Source organism: Mucilaginibacter sp., from assembly GCF_028288225.1.
Classification (GTDB): Bacteria; Bacteroidota; Bacteroidia; order Sphingobacteriales; family Sphingobacteriaceae; genus Mucilaginibacter.
In genome coordinates this window covers 103,789-126,920 of record NZ_JAQBOC010000014.1, presented here as the reverse complement: position 1 = coordinate 126,920, position 23,132 = coordinate 103,789, and the positions used below count along the sequence as shown (strand labels likewise).

General features: G+C 41.7%; 9 protein-coding genes. 3 read left to right on the top strand and 6 right to left on the bottom strand.

All coding sequences use genetic code 11. The annotated features are described in order from the left end of the window. From JWQ54_RS03720 to JWQ54_RS03705, 4 genes are all read right to left on the bottom strand, one after another. Positions 1 to 1,282: DUF6089 family protein (locus JWQ54_RS03720; protein WP_299580394.1), on the bottom strand; the 1,282-nt coding region annotated here is incomplete at its 3' end. A 359-nt stretch (positions 1,283 to 1,641) separates the two neighbouring features. After that, on the bottom strand, positions 1,642 to 2,082 hold the full coding sequence (locus tag JWQ54_RS03715) for an OsmC family protein (RefSeq protein WP_299580392.1): 441 nt from the start codon (positions 2,080 to 2,082) through the stop codon (positions 1,642 to 1,644). A gap of 215 nt (positions 2,083 to 2,297) precedes the next feature. Beyond that, the gene (locus JWQ54_RS03710; protein ID WP_299580389.1) at positions 2,298 to 2,597 is read right to left on the bottom strand and encodes a hypothetical protein; all 300 of its coding nucleotides are present in this window, start codon (positions 2,595 to 2,597) and stop codon (positions 2,298 to 2,300) included. Between the two features lie 64 nt (positions 2,598 to 2,661). Further along, positions 2,662 to 3,096, bottom strand: a complete 435-nt coding sequence (locus JWQ54_RS03705; RefSeq protein ID WP_299580386.1) for a DinB family protein — start codon at positions 3,094 to 3,096, stop codon at positions 2,662 to 2,664. 80 nt (positions 3,097 to 3,176) lie between these two features. On the opposite strand from JWQ54_RS03705, the gene JWQ54_RS03700 reads away from it, so the two are divergent. From JWQ54_RS03700 to JWQ54_RS03690, 3 genes are all read left to right on the top strand, one after another. Continuing rightward, entirely contained in the window at positions 3,177 to 4,415 is a 1,239-nt protein-coding gene (locus JWQ54_RS03700) for a nucleoside recognition domain-containing protein (RefSeq protein WP_299580383.1), read from the top strand. 230 nt (positions 4,416 to 4,645) lie between these two features. Next, entirely contained in the window at positions 4,646 to 20,389 is a 15,744-nt protein-coding gene (locus tag JWQ54_RS03695; protein WP_299580380.1) for a PKD domain-containing protein, read from the top strand. 4 nt (positions 20,390 to 20,393) lie between these two features. After that, on the top strand, positions 20,394 to 21,431 hold the full coding sequence (locus JWQ54_RS03690) for a PorP/SprF family type IX secretion system membrane protein (protein ID WP_299580377.1): 1,038 nt from the start codon (positions 20,394 to 20,396) through the stop codon (positions 21,429 to 21,431). 286 nt (positions 21,432 to 21,717) lie between these two features. On the opposite strand, the gene JWQ54_RS03685 is transcribed toward JWQ54_RS03690, so the two are convergent. Both JWQ54_RS03685 and JWQ54_RS03680 read right to left on the bottom strand, forming a co-directional pair. Continuing rightward, positions 21,718 to 22,338 (bottom strand): TetR/AcrR family transcriptional regulator, encoded by a 621-nt coding sequence (locus tag JWQ54_RS03685; RefSeq protein ID WP_299580374.1) that lies wholly within the window; start codon positions 22,336 to 22,338, stop codon positions 21,718 to 21,720. 126 nt (positions 22,339 to 22,464) lie between these two features. Continuing rightward, the gene (locus JWQ54_RS03680) at positions 22,465 to 22,950 is read right to left on the bottom strand and encodes a DUF4126 family protein (RefSeq protein WP_299580371.1); all 486 of its coding nucleotides are present in this window, start codon (positions 22,948 to 22,950) and stop codon (positions 22,465 to 22,467) included. Between the last annotated feature and the right edge of the window lie 182 nt (positions 22,951 to 23,132).

Here is a 23,132-nt window from a genome sequence, read left to right as displayed (position 1 = left end):
CATCTACACCTTTACCGGTAAGGTAAGTTTTAACAGCCTCTGCACGCGCTCTTGATAGACGTAAATTAAAGGCTACTCCACCAACATTATCAGTGTAGCCTGCTAATTTCAAATTAAGACCCTTCTGTTTCAGTAAATCTGCAAGCTTATCTAAACTTGAATATGAATGCTCGCGGATGGTTGCTTTATTGAATTCAAATTCAAGATTTTTTACTGCTTCGTTAACAACCCTTCTGTCTTCTTCTGTAATATAAACTTTAGTATCCGGTTTATTAACAGGAAGCGGACAACCTGAACCATCAACCTTTGATCCCGCCGGTGTATTTGGGCATTTATCAAAATAATCAGGAACACCATCGCCATCACTGTCAGTAGTTAACTTGGCCAGATTTGCATTCGTTGTATTCAAGTCATTGCGCAATTGGTCATTTTTAGCTTTTTCTGCATCAATTTGTGCTTGTAACCGGTCTTTTGTATTCTTATTTTCCCATAAATATTCTTCCCGCATTGAATTTACAGGGTTATGCGTAGCTAACTGGGGTTTTGATTTGCCACCTAAAGCAAACTCTAAACCGGCATGAGCATATGAAAATTTATCATTGTTAGCTCCATAGTGGTATCCGTCAACGTTGTCTGAGTAAACAAAATTAACCTGGTATCCAAGGTCGAGGTTTATCCCTTGAGCAATATTAAATTTCAACCCCACCCCTGCAGGTACAAAAATTTCACTTATTGCTCCATTATTATCTGTTTTAAAATTATTAACAGTACCGTTTGCATAAGTTATTACGGGTGTATAATTCATGTCGCCAACACCTAAAGAGAAATATGGCTGTACTGCAGTTTTATGAATATGCCAGTTAATATTTGCAAGTGTAAAAACCCCACTTAAGCTTGCAGAGTAATGAAGTTTAGTACTAAAGCTATTAATCGGGGAATTACCGGATGCATCAGTATTAGCACTAGTCCCACTTAATTTACCAGCAAGAAAATCTGCCTGGATACCAAAGGATGGTAATATTTGCTTTTTGATATAGGCTCCATACCCTAGCTCTCCATTTGGAGAAGTAAAGTCCTGCTTATTGTTTGAGCCAAAAAGAGTGTTAGGCGTTAATACACCAGCACTTACACCTATCGACCATGTGCGAAAGGCGCCATCGCCCGAAAATGGCTTTACATAATCTGTTGATACATGTGATGTATCCTTAGTTTGGGCTAACAATCTGCCGCCTGCCAGAATCCCTGTAAGCAGCAAAAGTACTTTTTTGTAGTTTGATTTCATTTGGTTAATGTTTAAATAAATGTTTTAATTAATAAAACACAAACTTGATAGGCAACATCAATGCCATATGAAATCAGAATTTAATTTAAGTATTTAATGGGTGTTTAGATTAAACATTAAAATGTAAAAACATTACAGTAAACAACTGATATATAATGATTTATTAAGTGATTTTTATTCATTTTTCAAGGGGCAGTAAAAAACGATCCATATATTTTAAACTATTTTAACAATGCGTTTAAAAGAGTACAGTTTTGTACTTTATAAAAATAAAAAAAGCATACCCGCGGTATGCTTTATAGTTAAGTTAAATTAAATTATAGGTAAAGTCAGAGCAAAATATCTACAATAAAAACATATTAATTTAAGATTGCTTTAGCAGGATGTACAAATACCTTCCACTTTATTGCTGCACCCGCATTAGTTAAAGTTGCTGCTACCGAACAATACTTATTAATGGAAAGTTCAACGGCTTTCGCGGCTTTATCTTCATCAATATCACCATATAAATGAAATTCAATAGTAATTTCTTTCCATAAAGAAGGTTCCTTACCTTTTTCACGATCACCGTTAATTATCATTTGGTAATCTTTAACCTCCTGGCGTTGTTTCTTCAAAATAGCAATCACATCAATTGCAGAGCATCCTCCTAAACCCATTAACAGCATTTGCATAGGTCGTACCCCAAAATTCTGACCCCCGCTTTCAGGGCTGCTATCCATTCTTATAGTGTGACTGTTTTCATCTGTGGCTTCGAAGCCAAAATCTCCGTTAACACGGGAAAGCTTTATTTTAGGCATATGAATATTATAGAAAGCGAAGTTAAGATTTTTGAAGATTAAAAATTTATTGCCCCTGTAACCTAAATGTAATTTAATGTTATTTCACCATTACCTGTTTTTAACCGGTATAACTAATTTTAATCCCGACCATATTTCATCAACAGCGCAAACCTTAATATCAACAAGCCCCGTTTGGATTGCATAGTTTCTAATTGTAGTTTCAGTAATATCAGTTACAATTTTCGAAGCCTTTTTTGGCCAGGATACCATATAATACCATTGGCCTTAATCTGGTCTTTTAATAAAGGGAGGTTATTAATAAATTCATCTTCTTGTTTTGTAAAAAAATGAATCAAGTCTTTTTTTATACCATCATCAGTAAAAATCAGATTGTCGGGCAAATCCGTAAACAGGTTAAAGTAGTTTTCAGAAGCATTTACCAATTTAACATGAAAGCCTGCTTTTATACCCAGCTTTTTGGCCAGGGGTGTACCGGAATAACCAGATGTTTTAGTTAGTATCTTGTCTCCCATCCTATAAAGTCCTTTATTAGCAATTTTACCAGATTTGAATCAGGCGGTTTCTGTCAATTTTAAATTAATAAATTTGTTTTAAATGGTGTTTTAGGTGATCAGCATAATCAGCAGCCAGCCATTCTACGGTATGCAAGTTAATACTTGTTTTACTATTATCACATTGAGCTTGCAGCCTGTTTGCAGGATAATTTTCTAAAACCCGGATAATTTGCTGGTTCAATGACCGCCATAAAATCAGTAACTCTTTAATATCCGCCTGCTGGTATTGCTGGGCTTCTACCCATTCTACTTGCTCATATATTAATTTAAAGTTTTCTTCAAATGTACAGCGTACAAAGCGCTGTAGATTTATTATTGCGCTGTCAATTAAATGTCCGACAATTTCTTTTTTTGACCATTTTTCTGGTAACGGTTTATAATCCCATTCAACTGATTGAATATCAATATTAAACAGATCATAAATTGCATTATTAATTTCCTGGATTACTTCGTTCATATTAGATTAAATTCATTTTAAATATGCTTATTCTAAATTAATTATCAAAAAACTTTATCTTCAAAGCCTGAATACGTCTTATGGCCCTTAACTATATCTGGATAGCTTTTTTCTTAATAGCCTTTATTGTAGCACTTATCAGGCTTGTATTTTTTGGCGACACAGAAATATTTATGCACCTGGTTTCGGGCATGTTTAGCTCATCCAAATCATCAGTAATGGATATAGCCTTGCCGTTGGCCGGAAATATGGCTCTCTGGCTCGGCATTATGAACATAGGTGAAAAAGCAGGTGCGATTAATTTTTTATCGCGCATTGTTGGTCCGTTTTTTAGCAGGTTATTTCCTGGGGTGCCAAAAAACCACCCGGCAACCGGTAATATCATGATGAGCTTTTCGGCAAATTTGATGGGACTTGATAATGCAGCCACACCATTGGGCTTAAAGGCCATGGATAGTTTACAAGAACTTAATCCCGACAAGGAAACAGCTTCTAATGCTCAGATCATGTACCTGGTATTGCTTACATCGGGCTTACAATTATTACCTGTTACAATTATTGCCCAGCGCGCAATTCTTCATGCGAAAGATCCTACTGATATTTTTATACCTTGTATAATAGCCACTTATGTAGCCGCAGTAGTAGGTATGATTGCAGTTGCAATAAAACAAAAAATAAAATTGTTTGACCGTGTGATTATTAGCTGGCTGGGCGGTATAACTGCTTTTATTATTTTATTAGTATGGTACTTTACAGTTTATTTAACAAAAGAACAAATCGCATTAGTATCAAAAGTAGCCAGTAATTTGATGTTATTTTCGGTACCAATAATTTTTATAGCAGGTGCACTGTACAAAAAAATAAATGTATTTGAAATTTTTATTGAGGGTGCGAAAAGGGGGTTTGAAACCTCGGTAAAAATAATACCCTACCTGGTTGCGATGCTGGTTGGTATCAGCGTTTTCCGTTCATGCGGGGCGCTTGATTATATTAATGATGGCTTAAGATGGATTTGCGTTCAATTTAACCTTGATACAAGATTTGTTGATGCTATGCCGGTTGCTTATATGAAACCCCTTAGCGGCTCCGGTTCAAAGGCAATGATGATTAATGTAATGACCACTTTTAAACCCGATAGTTTTGCGGGCCGTTTAGGCTGCATTTTTAACGGTTCATCTGATACAACTTTTTATATTGTGGCCTTGTATTTTGGGTCAGTCGGGATCAAAAAGTCCCGTTATGCTATACCAGCAGGTTTGATTGCTGATTTTGCCGGAATTTTAGCAGCAATTTTTGTGGCTTATTTATTTTTTGGCTAAGTAAGTGAATGCTATTATAAGTTAATCCTTTGCTTATTATTTCATAAAAAATATTCTTTAAGCTCTTTATAGTAGTTAAAAACGTAACCCCATCTCTTTCTTTTCGTATAAAGGCATGATTACTTGCAAGATAATGTAACATGCTTAAATTCAGGTTCTTTTGGCCGTTGTATTATTTATAATACATAAGTAATTGATTTAAAATGGCTTGAAAGCATAATATCTTACTTATGGAAAAAATATTTACTAAAAGCTTATTTTTTTTATTATTTTTTGCTCTGTTTACCTCAAGGTATGCGAGTGCTCAAACGTTAACTATACAAAACTTTCCAACTGGCACTTATTCTCCTGGTTCTACTATTGCCGTGCCTTTTAATATTGGCTCTGGTGGTTGTATTCAGCAAAGTAATACATTTCAAGTATATCTCGCCAATTCAGCGGGAACGATTATATCAGGGCCGCTAAGCACCACTGCTGGAGTTTACGCGACTTATATGAATGCCGTAATACCTGTGGGCACCGCCGCCGGAACCTATAAATTTGTTATAAAATCTACCAGCCCGGCAGTTACCAGCGCCGCGTCACCTTCTTTTACAGTTGCCGCGGGCGCAGTAGTAACGGCAGCAATGACAAGCGGCGAAACTTTAAGCGGCAATACAATTGGCACTTGTAACGGTACGGCCGGGCTGACTTTTGATTTTGCCAATAGTTCATCAACCGCGTCATCAACGGCCAGCTTTTTTGATGAATCTACTCAATCAGCTTCCGGTACCGTCACCTTGGCCCCCAATGGTACCTTTACCGCTGCGGCAAACAATTATACCGTCCTGGTAAAAGCCACCAATAGTACAACCATCGGAACACAGGCTTATACTTTAGTTAATAATCCCGTTACAAACACTTTTGCTCTTTCAGGCACCAACACCGTATGTTTAGGTGCAGCGCTAACTTATATTATTGACCCTAATACGATCAAAAATAATTATCCCGGAATAACATATAATGTTAACTGGGGCGATGGTACAAGCAGCAATTATAGCTATTGTGATTTAGTAGCTTCGGGTGGCAATGTAACCAAGTTTTATACATCAGGATCTTGCAGCAGCGGAAGTAAAACGTTCACTATTACCGACCAGCCAAAAGCTCCTTATTGCGCTTCGCTCGTAAGCCCTATAACTGCCACTGCCACCGTATTGCAAGTGCCGATCAACAGCTTTACATTTTCACCGTTAGGATGTTCCAACTCGCCTATTACGTTCACCAACACATCTGATCCTGGTCAGGATCCGACAACTTTAAATTGTACTAATCCAAACGCCAGGTACACCTGGTTGGTTGATGGTACTGCGCAACTTTCAAACGTTCCCATAAGTACGCTTTTTATTTATACGTTTACACCTGGCCCGCATACGGTTACACTTCACCTTAACAGTAGTTTTAACGGGGCATGCCCGGCTCCCGATGTTACGCAAAACATTTGTATTCAGGGGCCTCCAACGCCTGCATTTACATTACCTTCGCCTGTTTGTTTAACTTCACCCGTAACGGTTACAGATCAATCCGTTGTTGATCCAGGATGCGGAAGCTCCAACATCTATTTGTGGACGGTTACAGGACCGGCACCAGTAAATTTTACGGGCGGTACCAGCTCAAGTAGTCATCAACCGCAGCTTACATTTTCGCAGCCTGGCACTTACACAGTAAAATTAGCCATTACGGCACAAAATTGCGGTACATATACTGTTAGCCATACTATAGTAGTTGATGCACCGCCAACTATTACGATGTCGCCTAATACCTTAATATGCGGCACTAACTTTACCTATAATTTTAATACCGCTGCTGGCATTACACAAACTACAATTACGGGTACCGTAACTCCGCTGGCGGGTACTTATACGTGGACAGTCACAGGGGGTACTTTTAGTTTTGCCGGTGGTACAACCGCCAATAGCCAATATCCTCAAATTACATTTACTGGTTATGGTACATATATTGTAAGCGTAACCGAAACAAACAGTTGTGGACCTGCAACGCAATCACAAAACCTAACTTTTCAGCAAGTACCGATAATAGCGATCACGCCTGTACCGACTATTTGCCCCAGTAGTCCCACAGGTTTGACGGCTACTATAACCCCGGCAACATATACTTCAGTGGCATGGACCACCAGTGGTACAGGAACGTTCACCGGCGGCACAACACTCACACCAACCTATACTCCAAGCACAGCGGACAACACTGCCGGAACTGTAACACTTACGCTTACTGTTAATACAGGATTGACCGGCGCCTGCTCGACTATATCTAAAAACGTCGTCGTAAATATTTATCCCACAGATAAAGTTACAAGTGCGACTACCGCGACAATATGTACCGGTAATCCGGTTAATTATGGCATCACCGCGTCAATAGCGGGCAGCACGTTTACCTGGACCGCCTCAAACTTTACCGGAACGACTACCGGGTTTACCGCTTCCGGAAGTGGAACTCCTATTACTGACGTTTTGGTAAACACGTCTGCAACAGTCAACTCAGTTGTTAGTTATGTTATTACCCCGCATGACCCTAATGGATGTCCCGGCACTCCCCTTACCCTCAAAGTAACGGTTAAACCACATCCAATAATTACTGCAGTACCGGCAATCCCAATAATTTGTGGTGGCAGTACAGGCACAATTAATTTAACGACTAATATTGCGGGCACTACCTACACCTGGACAAGCAGCGTAACAGGCAGCATTACGGGAAACACCCAACAAGCAACTGCAATAGCTGCAACAAGTATCAGCAGCGTTTTAAATAATAGCGGTAGTACTCCCGGCAGTGTTACTTATACTATTACTCCGTATAATGGAACCTGTGCCGGCACACCGGTAACCGCAACTATTACTGTAAATCCGTCCCCGGTAATCGCAAATGCAGGAACAAACCAGGTAATATGCAATGCTGCCTCTTATACGCTTGGTGGTAATAGCGCGTCGCCCGATGCCGGATTATGGACTGTCACATCCGGTCAGTTAGGTATTACTTTTTCGGATCCTACGCAAGCTAACGCAACAGTAAGCGGATTGGTTGCGGGCCAAACATATAAGTTTACGTGGACGATAACCCCGCCAGCCCCTTGTACACCAAACTCGAGTACTGTAACAATTACGGATGCCTTACCTTCGGTCGGAGGCACTACGGCGGGAGCTGCTACGGTTTGTAGCGGCAGCAGCAATAGTAATATTACACTTAGCGGGCAAGTTGGAAGTATTTTAAGATGGGAATCATCCACAGATAACTGGACTACCGTACTGCCTATTGCAAATACTACTACAACACAGCCATACCTTAATCTTACCCAAACCACTCAATACAGGGCCGTTGTACAAAACGCGCCATGTGCATTTGCTTACTCAACCGTAACTACAATTACTGTAAACCCAGTTGCGTCAACAGCCAATGCCGGAACAAACCAGGTGCTATGTAATGCTGCCACATATACCTTACAGGGCAATAGCCCGTTAGTGGGTACGGGACTATGGACAGTCACTTCCGGCCAGGCAGGCCTTACTTTTTCAAATCCTGCGCAAGCTAACGCTACCGTAAGCGGAATGGTTGCCGGTCAAACCTATAAGTTTACCTGGACAATAACTCCGGCAGCTCCATGTACGCCAAACTCAAATACTGTAACTATTACGGATGATGCACTTTCAATCGGAGGTACTACATCGGGAACTGCTACTGTTTGTAGCGGCAGCAGCAATGCCAGTGTTACACTTAACGGGCAACTTGGAAGTATTTTAAGATGGGAATCATCCATAGATAACGGAACTACTTGGCAGTCTATCGCCAATACGACTACAACGCAGCCATATCTTAATCTTACCCAAACCACCCAATACAGGGCTGTTGTACAAAACGGAAGTTGTGCCTTCGCTTATTCAACAGTAACCACAATTACTGTAAATCCACCTGCTGTAACATCAAATGCCGGAACAAACCAGGTATTGTGTAATGCTACTTCTTATACGCTTAATGGCAATAATCCATCACCAGGAACAGGACTATGGACATTGACTTCAGGTCAGACAGGTATTACTTTTTCGAATCCTGCGCAAGCTAACGCTACAGTAAGCGGAATGGTTGCCGGCCAAACTTACCAATTTAAGTGGACAATAACCCCGGCAGCTCCTTGTACCCCGAATTCCAGTGTTGTAACTATTACGAATGATGCACCTTCAATGGGAGGTACTACGGCGGGGGGTACTATTGTTTGTGCGGGAAGCAATATTAACGGAACTATTACACTTTCCGGGCAGCTTGGTGCTGTTTTAAGATGGGAATCATCAACAGATAACGGAGTTACATGGGTGCCTATCGCCAATACAGCAACATCCCAATCATACATTAACCTTACCCAAACCACCCAATACAGGGCAGTTGTAAAAAACGGGGTATGTACTTTTGCCTATTCGACTGTTAGTGCTATTGTAATAAACCCGGCTGCTGTGCAGTCAAATGCAGGTACAACCCAGGAGTTATGTAATGCCACAACTTATACACTCAATGGCAATAACCCATCCCCTGGTACCGGATTATGGACAGTTACTTCCAGCCAAACCGGCGTTACTTTTTCGGACCCAACTCAAGCTAACGCTACTGCAAGCGGCCTGGTACCGGGTCAAACCTACCAGTTTACCTGGACAATAACTCCGGCAGCTCCATGTGCACCAAACTCAAGTTCGGTAACTATTATAGATGATGCACCTTCTATTGGAGGTATCACAGCAGGTGCTAATACTTTTTGTGCCGGAAGCAGCAACAACGGAACTATCACACTTTCTGGGCAGCTTGGTGCTGTTATAGGATGGGAATCATCAGTTGATAATGGAACTACCTGGCAGCCTATTGCAAATACCGGTACATCACTACCTTATACTAACGTTTCCCAAACCACCCAATATAGAGCCGTTGTAAAAAATGGGTTATGTACATTTGCTAATTCAACTGCTACGACTATTGTTATAAATCCGCAAGCTGTAACGGCAAATGCAGGAACAAACCAGGTAGTATGTAATGCTACTACTTATACGCTTAGCGGTAACAATCCATCTCCCGGCACAGGGCTATGGACGGTAACTTCAAGCCAAACCGGCGTTACTTTTTCAAATCCAACTCAATCTACCGCTACTGCAAGCGGATTGATTCCCGGTCAGACATACCAGTTTACCTGGACAATCACCCCAGCGGCGCCATGTACACCAAACTCAAGTTCGGTAACTATTACAGATGATGCGCCTTCAATTGGGGGTACCACGTCGGGTGCTAATGCTTTTTGTGCAGGAAGCAACAACAACGGGACCATTACACTTGCCGGGGAACTCGGCGCTGTTATAAGATGGGAGTCATCAATTGATAACGGCACTACCTGGCAGCCTATTGCTAATACAAGTATTTCGCAACCTTATACTAACATTACCCAAACCACTCAATACAGAGCCGTTGTAAAAAACGGGATATGTACATTTGCTAATTCAACCGCCACAACCATTACAATAAACCAACCTGCAGTACCTGCAAATGCCGGAACAAACCAGGTATTATGTAATGCCACCTCTTATACGCTTAGCGGTAATAACCCATCTCCCGGAACTGGACTATGGACGGTTACCTCAGGTCAGACAGGTATTACTTTTACAGATCCAACGCAACCTAACGCTACTGTAAGCGGAATGATCCCTGGTCAAACCTACCAGTTTACCTGGACAATAAGCACCGGTGCGCCATGTTTGCCAAATTCCAGTTCTGTAACTATTACAGATGATGCGCCATCTGTAGGTGGGACTACAGGGGGAGGAAATACTTTTTGTTCGGGAACTAATGCCAGCGGAACTATTACCCTGGCAGGTCAGGTTGGTGCTGTTTTAAGGTGGGAATCATCAATTGATAACGGAACTACCTGGCAGCCGATTGCTAATACCGGTACAACGCAACAATATCTTAACCTTACTCAAACCACTCAATACAGGGCCGTTGTAAAAAACTTAACGTGTGCATTTGCTTATTCTACCGTTTCTGCTATTATTATTACCCCGCCTGCTGTACAGGCAAATGCAGGAACAAACCAGGTATTATGTAATGCCACAACTTATACACTCAATGGTAATAGCCCATCTCCAGGTACCGGACTTTGGACGGTAACCTCAGGGCAAACCGGCATCACTTTTTCAAATGCAACTCAACCTAACGCTACAGTAAGCGGAATGGTACCCGGCCAAACTTACCAGTTTACCTGGACGGTAACTCCGGCGCTACCATGTGCACCAAACTCCAGTTCTGTAACAATTAGAGATGATGCACCTTCTGTTGGGGGTACCACTGCCGGGGCTAATACTTTTTGCTCTGGCACCGGCAATAATGGAACTATTACACTCTCAGGACAACTTGGAGCTGTTTTAAGGTGGGAATCATCAATCGATAATGGAACTACCTGGCAGTCTATTGCCAATACAACAACATCACAACCGTATTTTAATGTTACCCAAACCACTCAATACAGGGCTGTTGTACAAAACGGCAGTTGTGCATTTGCATATTCTTCTGTTTCCATAATTGTTATAAACCCAGCTGCTGTAGCAGCAAACGCAGGAACTAACCAGCTACTATGTAATGTCACCTCATACACCTTAAATGGCAATAGCCCTCTTCCGGCTACAGGATTATGGACAGTTACTTCAGGTCAAACCGGCGTTATTTTTTCGGATCCTACACAAGCTACTGCCACAGTAAGCGGGCTGATACCGGGCCAAACCTACCAGTTTACCTGGACAATAACCCCGACAGCTCCATGTACACCAAATTCGAGTTCTGTAACTATTACGGATGATGCCCCAACGATTGGTGGTACTACTGCCGGAACTGCCACAGTTTGTAGTGGCACTAATAATGGCAATATAACGCTTGCAGGACAACTTGGCGCCATTTTAAGGTGGGAATCGTCAATAGATAACGGAACCACCTGGCAAACTATTGCTAATACAACTACAACGCTAACATACACTAACCTTACTCAAACTATCCAGTATAGGGCGGTAGTTAAAAACGGGGTATGTACATTTGCTAATTCAACTGTTACTGCCATTATTGTAAACCCGCCTGCTGTACTGGCAAATGCCGGAACAAACCAGGTAATATGCAATGCTACTTCTTATACGCTTAGTGGCAATAACCCTTCACCAAGCACAGGACTTTGGACAGTAGCTTCAGGACAAACCGGAATTACTTTTTCGAATGCTACACAAGCAAACACTACAGTAAACGGATTGATACCGGGTCAAATTTACCAGTTTACCTGGACTATAACCCCGGCGGCACCATGTACGCCGAATTCCAGTACCGTAACTATTACAGACGATGCTCCTTCTATTGGAGGTACTACTGCGGGCGCTAATACTTTTTGTCCGGGAAGCAACATTAGCGGAGCTGTTACATTAACAGGCCAACTTGGCGCTGTTTTAAGATGGGAATCGTCTATAAATAACGGAACTACCTGGCAAACTATTGCTAACACAACCACAACACAGCAATACATTAACCTTACCCAAACTACCCAATACAGGGCGGTAGTACAAAATGGTGTTTGTTCATTTGCTAACTCGAGTGTTACCACCATTACAATTACCCCGCCGCCTGTAACAGCGAATGCAGGAACAAACCAGGTATTGTGTAATGCTACTTCGTACGTATTGCAGGGCAATAGCCCTTCTCCCAGCACAGGGCTGTGGACAGTAACTTCAAGCCAGACAGGCATTACATTTTCAGATCCAACTCAACCTACCGCTACTGTAAGCGGAATGGTGCCCGGTCAAACCTACCAGTTTACCTGGACAGTAACCCCTGCATTACCGTGTGCGCCAAACTCAAGTTCGGTAACAATAACGGATGATGCGCCTTCAATCGGGGGTACTACAGCTGGTGCCAATACTTTTTGCGCCGGAAGCAATAATAGTGGGACTATTACATTAACCGGACAACTTGGTGCTGTTATAAGATGGGAATCATCGACAGACAACGGAAGTACCTGGCAAGCTATTGCAAATACGGCAACGTCGCAGCCATATCTTAACCTTACCCAAACTACTCAATACAGGGCGGTGGTACAAAACGGGGTATGTACGTTTGCCAACTCGACAGTTACTGCCATTATTATAAACCCGCAAGCCGTACCTGCAAACGCCGGAACAAACCAGCAATTATGTAATATCACTTCGTATACGCTCAATGGCAATAGCCCTCTTCCGGCTACAGGATTATGGACGGTAACTTCAGGTCAAACCGGCGTTATCTTTTCGGATCCTACACAAGCCACCGCTACAGTAAGCGGGCTGGTACCGGGTCAAACCTATAAGTTTACCTGGACAATAACCCCTACCGCTCCATGTACGCCAAACTCAAGTACTGTAACTATTACTGATGATGCCCCAACGATTGGTGGTACAACTGCCGGAACTACTACAGTATGTAGTGGCAATAACAGTGGCAGTATAACGCTTGCAGGTCAACTTGGCGCAGTGTTAAGATGGGAATCGTCAATAGATAATGGGGCAACCTGGCAAACTATTGCCAATACAAGTACAACGCTAACATACACTAACCTTACTCAAACCATCCAGTATAGGGCGGTGGTTAAAAATGGGGTATGTACGTTTGCTAATTCAACAGTTACTGCTATTACTGTAAACCCGCCTGCTGTAACAGCAAATGCCGGAACAGATCAGAGAGTATGTAATGCTACTTCCTATGTTTTGCAGGGCAATAATCCTTTCCCTGCTACCGGACTTTGGACGGTAACTTCAGGGCAAACCGGTATTGTTTTTTCGAATGCTACACAAGCTAACGCTACTGTAAGCGGATTGATACCGGGTCAAATTTACCAGTTTACCTGGACAATAACCCCTTCGGCACCATGTACGCCGAACTCCAGTACTGTAACCATTACTGATGATGCGCCAACAATTGGGGGTACCACTGCAGGGGCAACTACCTTTTGTGCGGGAAACAATATCAGCGGGACTGTTACTCTATCGGGGCAATTTGGAGCAGTTTTAAGATGGGAATCATCAACAAATAATGGAGCTACATGGCAGTCTATTGCCAATACAAGTACATCGCAGCAATATCTGAACCTTACTCAAACCACCCAATACAGGGCAGTGGTTCAAAACGGGGTTTGTACGTTTGCTAATTCAACCGTGACTACCATTACCATAAACCCCCCTGTTGTACCCGCAAATGCCGGTACAAACCAGGAATTATGTAACGTTACCACTTATGTGCTCAACGGTAATACACCTTCGCCTTCTCCAAGTACCGGACTATGGACAGTAACCTCAAGCCAGACAGGTATTACTTTTTCGGATCCAACCCAGCCTAACGCTACTGTAAGCGGCCTGGTACCGGGCCAGACCTACCAGTTTACCTGGACAGTAACTCCGGGAGCTCCATGTTCACCAAACTCCAGTTCGGTAACTATAACGGATGATGCACCTTCAATCGGAGGTACTACTGCTGGTGCCAATACTTTTTGTGCAGGAAGCGGTAATAACGGAACTATTACACTCTCCGGGCAACTTGGAGCGGTTATAAGATGGGAATCATCGACAGACAACGGAAGTACCTGGCAAGCTATTGCAAATACAGCAACATCGCAGCCATATCTTAACCTTACCCAAACTACTCAATACAGGGCGGTGGTACAAAACGGGGTATGTACATTTGCTAATTCGACTGCTACCACTATTGTTATAAACCCGCAAGCCGTACCTGCAAACGCAGGAACAAACCAGCAATTATGTAATGTTACCTCTTATACGCTCAATGGTAATAATCCTTCACCTGGTACAGGGCTGTGGACGGTAACTTCAAATCAAACCGGTGTTATTTTTTCAGATCCTACACAAGCTACCGCTACAGTAAGCGGGCTGATACCGGGTCAAACCTATAAGTTTACCTGGACAATAACCCCTACCGCTCCATGTACGCCAAACTCAAGTACTGTAACTATTACTGATGATGCACCAACAATTGGTGGTACAACTGCCGGAACTGCTACAGTATGTAGCGGCAATAACAATGGCAGTATTACACTCACAGGTCAACTAGGCGCAGTGTTAAGATGGGAATCATCAACTGATAACGGAGTTACCTGGCTATCTATTGCCAACACAACCCCTACGTTGCCATATGCTAACCTTGCTCAAAGCACTCAATACAGGGCAGTAGTACAAAATGGGGTATGTACACTTGCATATTCGAGTGTTACCACTGTTATTGTAAATCCGCCTGCTGTAACAGCTAATGCCGGAACAGATCAGATAATATGTAATGCGACCACTTACGTTTTACAGGGCAATAATCCTTCTCCTGCTACGGGACTTTGGACGGTAACTTCAGGACAAACAGGTGTTATTTTTTCGGATCCTACACAACCTACCCCTACTGTAAGCGGATTGATACCGGGTCAAATCTACCAGTTTACCTGGACGATAACCCCGGCGGCGCCATGTACACCAAACTCCAGTACCGTAACTATTACAGATGATGCACCTTCTGTTGGCGGTACTACTGCAGGGGCCACTGCCTTTTGTACAGGAAGCAATATTAGCGGAACTGTTACACTCACCGGGCAACTCGGAACGGTTTTAAGATGGGAATCATCAACAAATAATGGAGCTACATGGCAGTCTATCGCCAATACAAGCACATCGCAGCAATATCTTAACCTTACTCAAACCACCCAATACAGGGCGGTGGTACAAAACGGGGTTTGTACGTTTGCTAATTCAACCGTTACTACTATTACCATAAACCCGCCCGCAGTAGTAGCAAATGCAGGGGCTAACCAGGAACTATGTAATGTTACCACGTACTTGCTCAATGGAAATAGTGCTTCCCCTGGTACAGGGATATGGACAGTAACCTCAAGTCAAACAGGCGTAACTTTTTCAAATCCAACCCAACCTAACGCTACTGTAAGCGGCCTGGTACCGGGTCAGACTTATCAGTTTACCTGGACAGTAACTCCGGGAGCTCCATGTTCACCAAACTCAAGTTCGGTAACTATTACAGACGACGCACCTTCTGTTGGAGGTACTTCTGCAGGAGCTAATACTTTTTGTGCAGGAAGCGGTAATAACGGGACGATTACGCTCTCCGGGCAACTTGGAGCGGTTATAGGATGGGAATCATCTACTGACAACGGAAGTACCTGGCAAGCTATTGCAAATACGGCAACATCGCAGCCATATCTTAACCTTACCCAAACTACCCAATACAGGGCGGTGGTACAAAACGGGGTATGTACATTTGCTAATTCAACTGCTACCACCATTGTTATAAACCCGCAAGCTGTACCTGCAAATGCCGGAACAAGCCAGGAGTTATGTAATATCACTTCATATACCCTCAATGGGAATAGTCCTTCTCCTGGTACTGGGCTGTGGACTGTAACTTCAAGTCAAACCGGTGTTATTTTCTCAGATCCTACACAAGCCAATGCTACAGTAAGCGGGCTGATACCTGGTCAAATCTATAAGTTTACCTGGACAATAACCCCTACGGCCCCATGTACGCCAAATTCAAGTACTGTAACCATTACTGATGATGCACCAACCGTTGGTGGTATAAGTGCCGGAACTGCTACGGTCTGCAGCGGCAATAACAATGGCAGTATTACACTTACCGGGCAGCTGGGGAATGTTTTAAGATGGGAATCATCAACTGACAATGGAGTTACCTGGCTATCCATTGCCAACACGACCCCTACGTTGTCATATGCTAATCTTAACCAAACAACCCAATTCAAGGCATCTGTACAAAACGGGGTTTGTGCGTTTGGTTATTCGAGTGTTACCACTATCATTGTAAATCCGCCTGCTGTAACGGCAAATGCCGGTACAAACCAGGTAGTATGTAATGCCACGACTTACGTTTTACAGGGCAATAATCCTTTTCCAAGTACCGGGCTATGGACCGTAACTTCAGGACAAACGGGAGTTACTTTTTCAGATCCTACACAACCTACTCCTACTGTAAGCGGATTGATACCTGGTCAAACTTACCAGTTTACCTGGACAATAACCCCGTCGGCACCATGTACGCCGAACTCAAGTTCTGTAACCATTACAGATGACGCGCCTTCTGTTGGGGGTACTACTGCAGGGGCTAATACTTTTTGTGCGGGTAGCAACATCAGTGGGACTATAACGCTGTCGGGGCAACTTGGTGCAATTTTGAGATGGGAATCATCCACAGACAATGGAGCTACATGGCAATCTATCGCCAATACCAGCACATCGCAGCAATATCTTAATCTTACTCAAACTACCCAATACAGAGCGGTGGTACAAAATGGCGTTTGTACGTTTGCTAATTCAACCATTTCAGCTATTGTTGTAGATCCTCCTGCTGTACCAGCAAACGCAGGGGCCAATCAGGAACTATGTAATGCAACATCATCTGTTTTACAGGGGAATAACCCCGCTCCAAGCACCGGGCTCTGGACGTTAGTTTCCGGCCAAACAGGTGTTACGTTTTCTGATCCTACCCAACCTAACGCCACTGTAAGCGGGCTGACCCCTGGTCAGACCTATCAGTTTACCTGGACTGTAACTGCGGGACCTCAATGTACACCAAACTCAAGTTCGGTAACTATTACAGATGATGCACCAAGCGTAGGCGGAACTACCGGAGGAGGTACTACATACTGTGCAGGGAGTAATATCAGCGGAACAATTTCCCTCTCCGGGCAACTCGGCCGTGTTTTAAGATGGGAATCATCTGTAGATAACGGAAGTACCTGGCAAGCTATTGGTAATACAACGACAACACAGCCATACCTTAATCTTGGCCAAACAACGCAATACAGGGCGGTAGTACAAAATGGGCTGTGTAATTTTGCTTATTCAACTGTTTCTGTTATTATCATAACCCCACCTGCTGTAATGGCAAACGCTGGAGCAGATCAGGAAGTATGTAATGTCACTTCCTATGTGCTGCAAGGTAATAACCCCGCTCCAGGTACCGGCCTATGGACCGTTATTTCAGGACAAACCGGTGTTGTTTTTTCGGATGCGACACAACCTAATGCTGTTGTAAGCGGGCTGGTACCGGGCCAAACCTATCAGTTTACATGGTCAATAACCTCAGGGCCGTCATGTGCGCCAAACTCCAGTTTGGTGACAATTACAGACGATGCACCAACTGTTGGAGGGACTACCTCAGGAGCAAATGTGTATTGTGCAGGAAGCCCAAATAGCGGGGCCATTATACTCAGCGGGCAGGTTGGACGTATTTTAAGATGGGAGTCGTCTACGGATAATGGCACTACCTGGCAGCAAATTGTTAATACAACAACAACCCAGCAATATATTAATCTTCTTCAAACCACCCAGTACAGGGCAGTGGTACAAAACGGTGTTTGTTCATTTGCTAATTCCACAGTTTCAACTATTGTTATTAACGCACCTGCGGTACAGGCAAATGCCGGAACAAACCAGGAAATATGTAATGCCTCATTCTACGTTTTACAAGGAAATAATCCTTCACCAGGTGCAGGGCTTTGGACTGTAACCTCGGGTCAAACAGGTATTGTTTTTTCTGATCCAACAAAATCTAACGCTACCGTAACGGGGATTATACCCGGAAATACATACCAGTTTACCTGGACTGTAACGCCAGGCGCGCCGTGTACTCCAAATTCAAGTACAGTAACCATTACAGATGATAAACCTACAGTAGGAGGCGTTACAACCGGCGACGCAACGGTTTGTGCAGGTAGTAATGGTGCAACAATTACCCTAACGGGCCAGGTTGGCAATATTTTAAGATGGGAAACATCAACGGATAATGGAACTAGCTGGCAGTCCATAGTTAATACATCAACAACGCAGCAATATCTTAACCTTATACAAACTACCCAATATAGGGCGGTAGTACAAAATGGGGTTTGTAATTTTGCTTATTCAAGTGTTACCACAGTTACGGTAAACCAAGCGGTACCTCTTGCCAATGCCGGTGGTAACCAACAGTTATGCGGTGCAACCTCTTTCACTCTGCAAGGAAATAATCCTGCTCCATTTACGGGTGTATGGACACAAACATCCGGTCCTGTTATCACTATTGTATCGCCAAATAATTATCAAACTCAAGTTACCGGTTTGGTACCTGGAAATACTTATACATTTTTATGGACTATAAAGGGCCAGTCTCCATGTCCGGACAGCAGTGATCCTGTTCAAATTCATGACCTCAAAGATGTAATAGCAAGCTTTGTTGCTGATAAAACCGACGGATGCGGCCCTTATACTGTTAATTTCACAAATACCTCAAGCTCATTAACAGGTGTTAGTTTTGTGTGGAATTTTGGAGACGGTACTCCGACATCAACTGCTGTCAACCCATCACATGATTTTGTTCCGCGCACAGATGGACGGGATACGACCTACACTGTTTCTTTAAATATTGTTAACAATTGCGCTCAAAGAGCACCCTATACCGTTAATGTAACAATAAGACCTGATGCACCAATTGCTTACATTCTGCCTCAACAATTGATAGGATGCTCGCCATTTACTTTAGCTGTAGATAATTACTCGCCAGGTACTAATAAAAGTTACACTTATTATTTATATGATGGTTCGGTACTTGTACAACAAATTGTAACAACTAATAAAAACCAGGTAAGGTTTAACCCGATTAATGTAAGCGCTACAAAAACATATTCATTATATATGGTTGCCACAGGCTTTTGTGGTAACACTGGTCAAAGCAAAATTATACCGATAACAATATCGGTATCAACTATTGTTGCACAAATGTTTATTGAAAACAATGCAAATAAAGGATGTGCGCCGTTTACTGTAAACTTTGTGAATAATTCGATTGGGGCCGACACCTATTATTATACAATTTATGACGTAAATCATGTTGTTGTTGACAGACGACAAGGCGGTGTGTCTATGTTGCCTTATACTTTTAATAAACCAGGAACATATTATGTTACAGTAACGGCTATGAACAGTTGTTCGATGGCTGAATCAAATCCGCCTATACGTGTAGATGTATATCCTCCGCCTGTACCGGCATTTACAGCTGATCTAACTTCGGGCTGCAGAAATGTTTTGGTTACCTTTACTAATACAACTCCTAATGATGCAAATACCCAGGCTGCTTCCATGTTTTACGATTGGGATTTTGGAGACGGATCGCCACATGCTAACGGATTCACTCCGCCACCGCATAGCTATAGCTCTAAAAATTCACCTTTCACGGTAACTTTAACTGCAACTAATTCATCTACGGGCTGTACAAATTCGGTTTCGAAAATAAATTACATAATTATTACTCCGCCACCGGGAGCAGAATTTACTGAAAAACCCGACAGTGTGACCACCATACCTAACTACGGTTTTGCTTTTATAGATAAGACAACAGGTATTCCTAAATACTGGAACTGGAATTTTGGTGATGGCCAGGTTTCGACAACACAAAACCCATATCACACTTACCCTGATACGGGTTTATACAAGGTTACATTAACCACCATAAGTCAATTAGGGTGCGACAGCACAATTAGTCATTATGTACGTATAACGGGTACACCAGGACAAGTATTTTTACCGAATGCGTTTCAACCTGATGGCGCCTCTATAGAATTACGCACATTTACGGCTAAGGGATCAGGTATGAAAGAATGGCATATGCAAATATTTAATAACTACGCACAATGTATTTGGGAAACAAGAAAGCTTGATGATAAAGGAGCACCTGTTGACGGATGGGATGGTACCTATAAGGGTAGTCCGATGCCACAGGGCGTATATGTATGGCAAATAACAGCCAGATTTATAAATGGTACTGATTGGAAGGGAAATGTTATTAAAAAATCTGTTCCAAGCGTAACGGGCGTAATACATTTAATAAGATAAATTGATGAGGAATTTGGGTAAGCTAGGTGTGTTTTCTATCATATTTTTGATGGTATGTCTAAATAGTTTTGCTCAAGATCATATGTATTCGCAATTTTTTAACTCGCCTATATATCTTAACCCTGCTCTTACCGGACAGTTTCCAGGCGATTTACGTATGAATCTTATTTATCGCAACCAATTCACTTCTGTGCCTGGCAGCTTTAATTACATGACGGCTGCTATTGATTATAATATACCAAAATTTGGCGGCGGAATAGGCCTTATTTTTACACGAGGCAGTGAGGGAACCGCATATTTTACTAAAAATAACATTGCCGGAACCTATTCTTATAGTGTTGGATCAGAAGACTTTATATTGTCTTTTGGATTACAGGCTGGTGTTTCGAATGATAATATTGACTGGAGCAAGCTGGTATTTGATGATCAGATAAGTTCACAACTTGGATATATGCCAGGTACTGTATCAAGTGCTGTACAACCCGCATATAACAATAAATTTTTCTTTGATACAGGTGCCGGGTTAAACCTTGTTGTAAGTGAATTTAACCTGGGAGGCGCTGTACAACATATTAACCAGCCAAATGAATCGTTTACAAACACCCCGGCTAAGCTTCCAATGCGCTTTACTGGTCATGCCAGTTATCGATTAGACTTAAATCCCTATGATAATAATGATGAAAATCAAAAATCATTCATCATACCATCTATTATTTATTATAAGGAGTTGACCTCAGAGTCTTTAAATGTTGGTTTTCAATATAAACGAACCAATGTCAATGCGGGTTTGTGGTATCGCACAGGTGGTCAGTATGGGCCGGCTGCTGTTGTACTATCACTGATATTTGACTTGTATATTAATCCGGATGGTGGTGAAAAACTTCGTTTAGGTGTTAGTCATGATGTACCGACTTCCGGTTTAAATTATGGAAACACCGCCGGTACTACAGAAGTAAGTGTAGGTTACGAAACAACTATTCCATCAAGATCAGATACCTATCATAAATTTGAAGGTGCAAGGCACTGCTATGACTTTTATTAAGAAGTAAAGAAACGCACAAATTAAACTTTTAAGATTATAGCAGTATAAACAAATGAAAGCCATAACCTCCTAAACCTTAACTAAAAAAGCGGGCCATGATTTTTTTCATGGTCCGCTTCAATCACTCTAAAACAATCACCTTTAAATTAGAAGTCTTTTTATAATATTTAATTATTGATTAGTTTAAATATTATAATTCAAATTTATAACATTAATATCCGCGTTTAATTAAACATGTATCTTTTGACTACGGCGTGACAGTAATGAACCTTAACAGGCATATTGATCAATACATTAACCCTTTTATGAATATATCAGTAAGCAATAAACGTTTTGCCCTGATTTCTTCTAAATGTTCTTTATTATGAAAAACCGTTTTTTTATGAGAAACAGCGCTTACCCTTACTCCATGTAATGCATCTAATATGAGACTAACAATTTCACCTGGGTTTGAAACAGGTCTGATTGTGCCTTTAGCTGCTTCATTTTTTATCGCATTAACTAACAAATCTCTTTCAGAATCATGAACCTGATCTACTATTTCCCAAATCGCATCAGGTAAATTTTGCTCATTCAGTCTAAAAAAATCAAAGAAATTATAATTTTTAAACATAAATTCATGCTGCGTATTTATTTGAAATGCGAATGCCTCTTTTAAACTGGAAAATGTGTTGATTTTACTTTCCAGGCTATTTAAATAATCATCAGCTACTTTATGCATTACTGCAACATATAATTGACTTTTATCAGGAAAATAATAATAAAGGAGCGCTTTCGACATGCAAATATCCCCTGATATTTCATTCATCGTTGTTTTGGAGTAACCATAATGCAAAAACCTATGATGAGCGGCTTCCAGTATTTTCTCTTTTTTTATATCCTGATGATAATTTATTGCATTATTCATTGATAAATTAAATATAACATTAGCTTATTCAACAGTAATTTTTTTCTTTGACTTTTTAAACAAATTTATCAAAAATTACAACATAAAATTTTTTACCTATCAATTGTCGACTATTTTGTTACAAATCTAAGCTGTATAAATTAAGCTTGCCCCTGCCCCAAACACTAATGTATCCTCTATTGCACCAATAACCGGATCAATAAGATTAGCGTGCTTCACAATTGATTTACGTAAATAAAAACTTCCAAAAGCAGAAGTTATTGCACCTGCACTTCCCAACAATGCGCCGGTAATTAAGCTGCCGTTATATGCTTTATAAATACTTGCTCCGGCCAATGAGCCTGCTAAACATCTGGCAAACAAAGAAAACGGTTTAATTCTGTCAGGAGCAAACGGCAATTTATCGGCAATAACTTCACCTGCTGCAATTACTTTTAAAACGTTAGAAACATTTTTAGATTGCATAAAACTTAATGATGATTTTGAAAGCATGTGCGAACGATGGCTGCTTAAAATGTGGCTGGCGATAGCAGGTGCCGATGCAGAACGCATACCGGCAAGCGCACCTAAACTTAAAACCTGCCAAAATGGATTTGATATTTTTAATTTCATAATCTTAATCTTAACTAATTTTTTCTTCTCCCTATAGAGGTGAGCCAAAATCAGGTGTCTTCAAAACAAAAACACTTAATTATTTTATAAGAATCTGACAAAAACAATAATCATTCCTACTTTTTAAGAGTGGTTTTGAAGAAATAATCTTTAATAAAAATAATAAATCAATATGAAAAAAC

Coding starts and splice junctions, on each gene's coding strand:
- JWQ54_RS03685 (WP_299580374.1), bottom strand. CDS start 22,338: ATGAATAATGCAATAAATTATCATCAGGATATAAAAAAAGAGAAAATA.
- JWQ54_RS03705 (WP_299580386.1), bottom strand. CDS start 3,096: ATGAACGAAGTAATCCAGGAAATTAATAATGCAATTTATGATCTGTTT.
- JWQ54_RS03690 (WP_299580377.1), top strand. CDS start 20,394: ATGAGGAATTTGGGTAAGCTAGGTGTGTTTTCTATCATATTTTTGATG.
- JWQ54_RS03700 (WP_299580383.1), top strand. CDS start 3,177: ATGGCCCTTAACTATATCTGGATAGCTTTTTTCTTAATAGCCTTTATT.
- JWQ54_RS03710 (WP_299580389.1), bottom strand. CDS start 2,597: ATGGGAGACAAGATACTAACTAAAACATCTGGTTATTCCGGTACACCC.
- JWQ54_RS03715 (WP_299580392.1), bottom strand. CDS start 2,082: ATGCCTAAAATAAAGCTTTCCCGTGTTAACGGAGATTTTGGCTTCGAA.
- JWQ54_RS03695 (WP_299580380.1), top strand. CDS start 4,646: ATGGAAAAAATATTTACTAAAAGCTTATTTTTTTTATTATTTTTTGCT.
- JWQ54_RS03680 (WP_299580371.1), bottom strand. CDS start 22,950: ATGAAATTAAAAATATCAAATCCATTTTGGCAGGTTTTAAGTTTAGGT.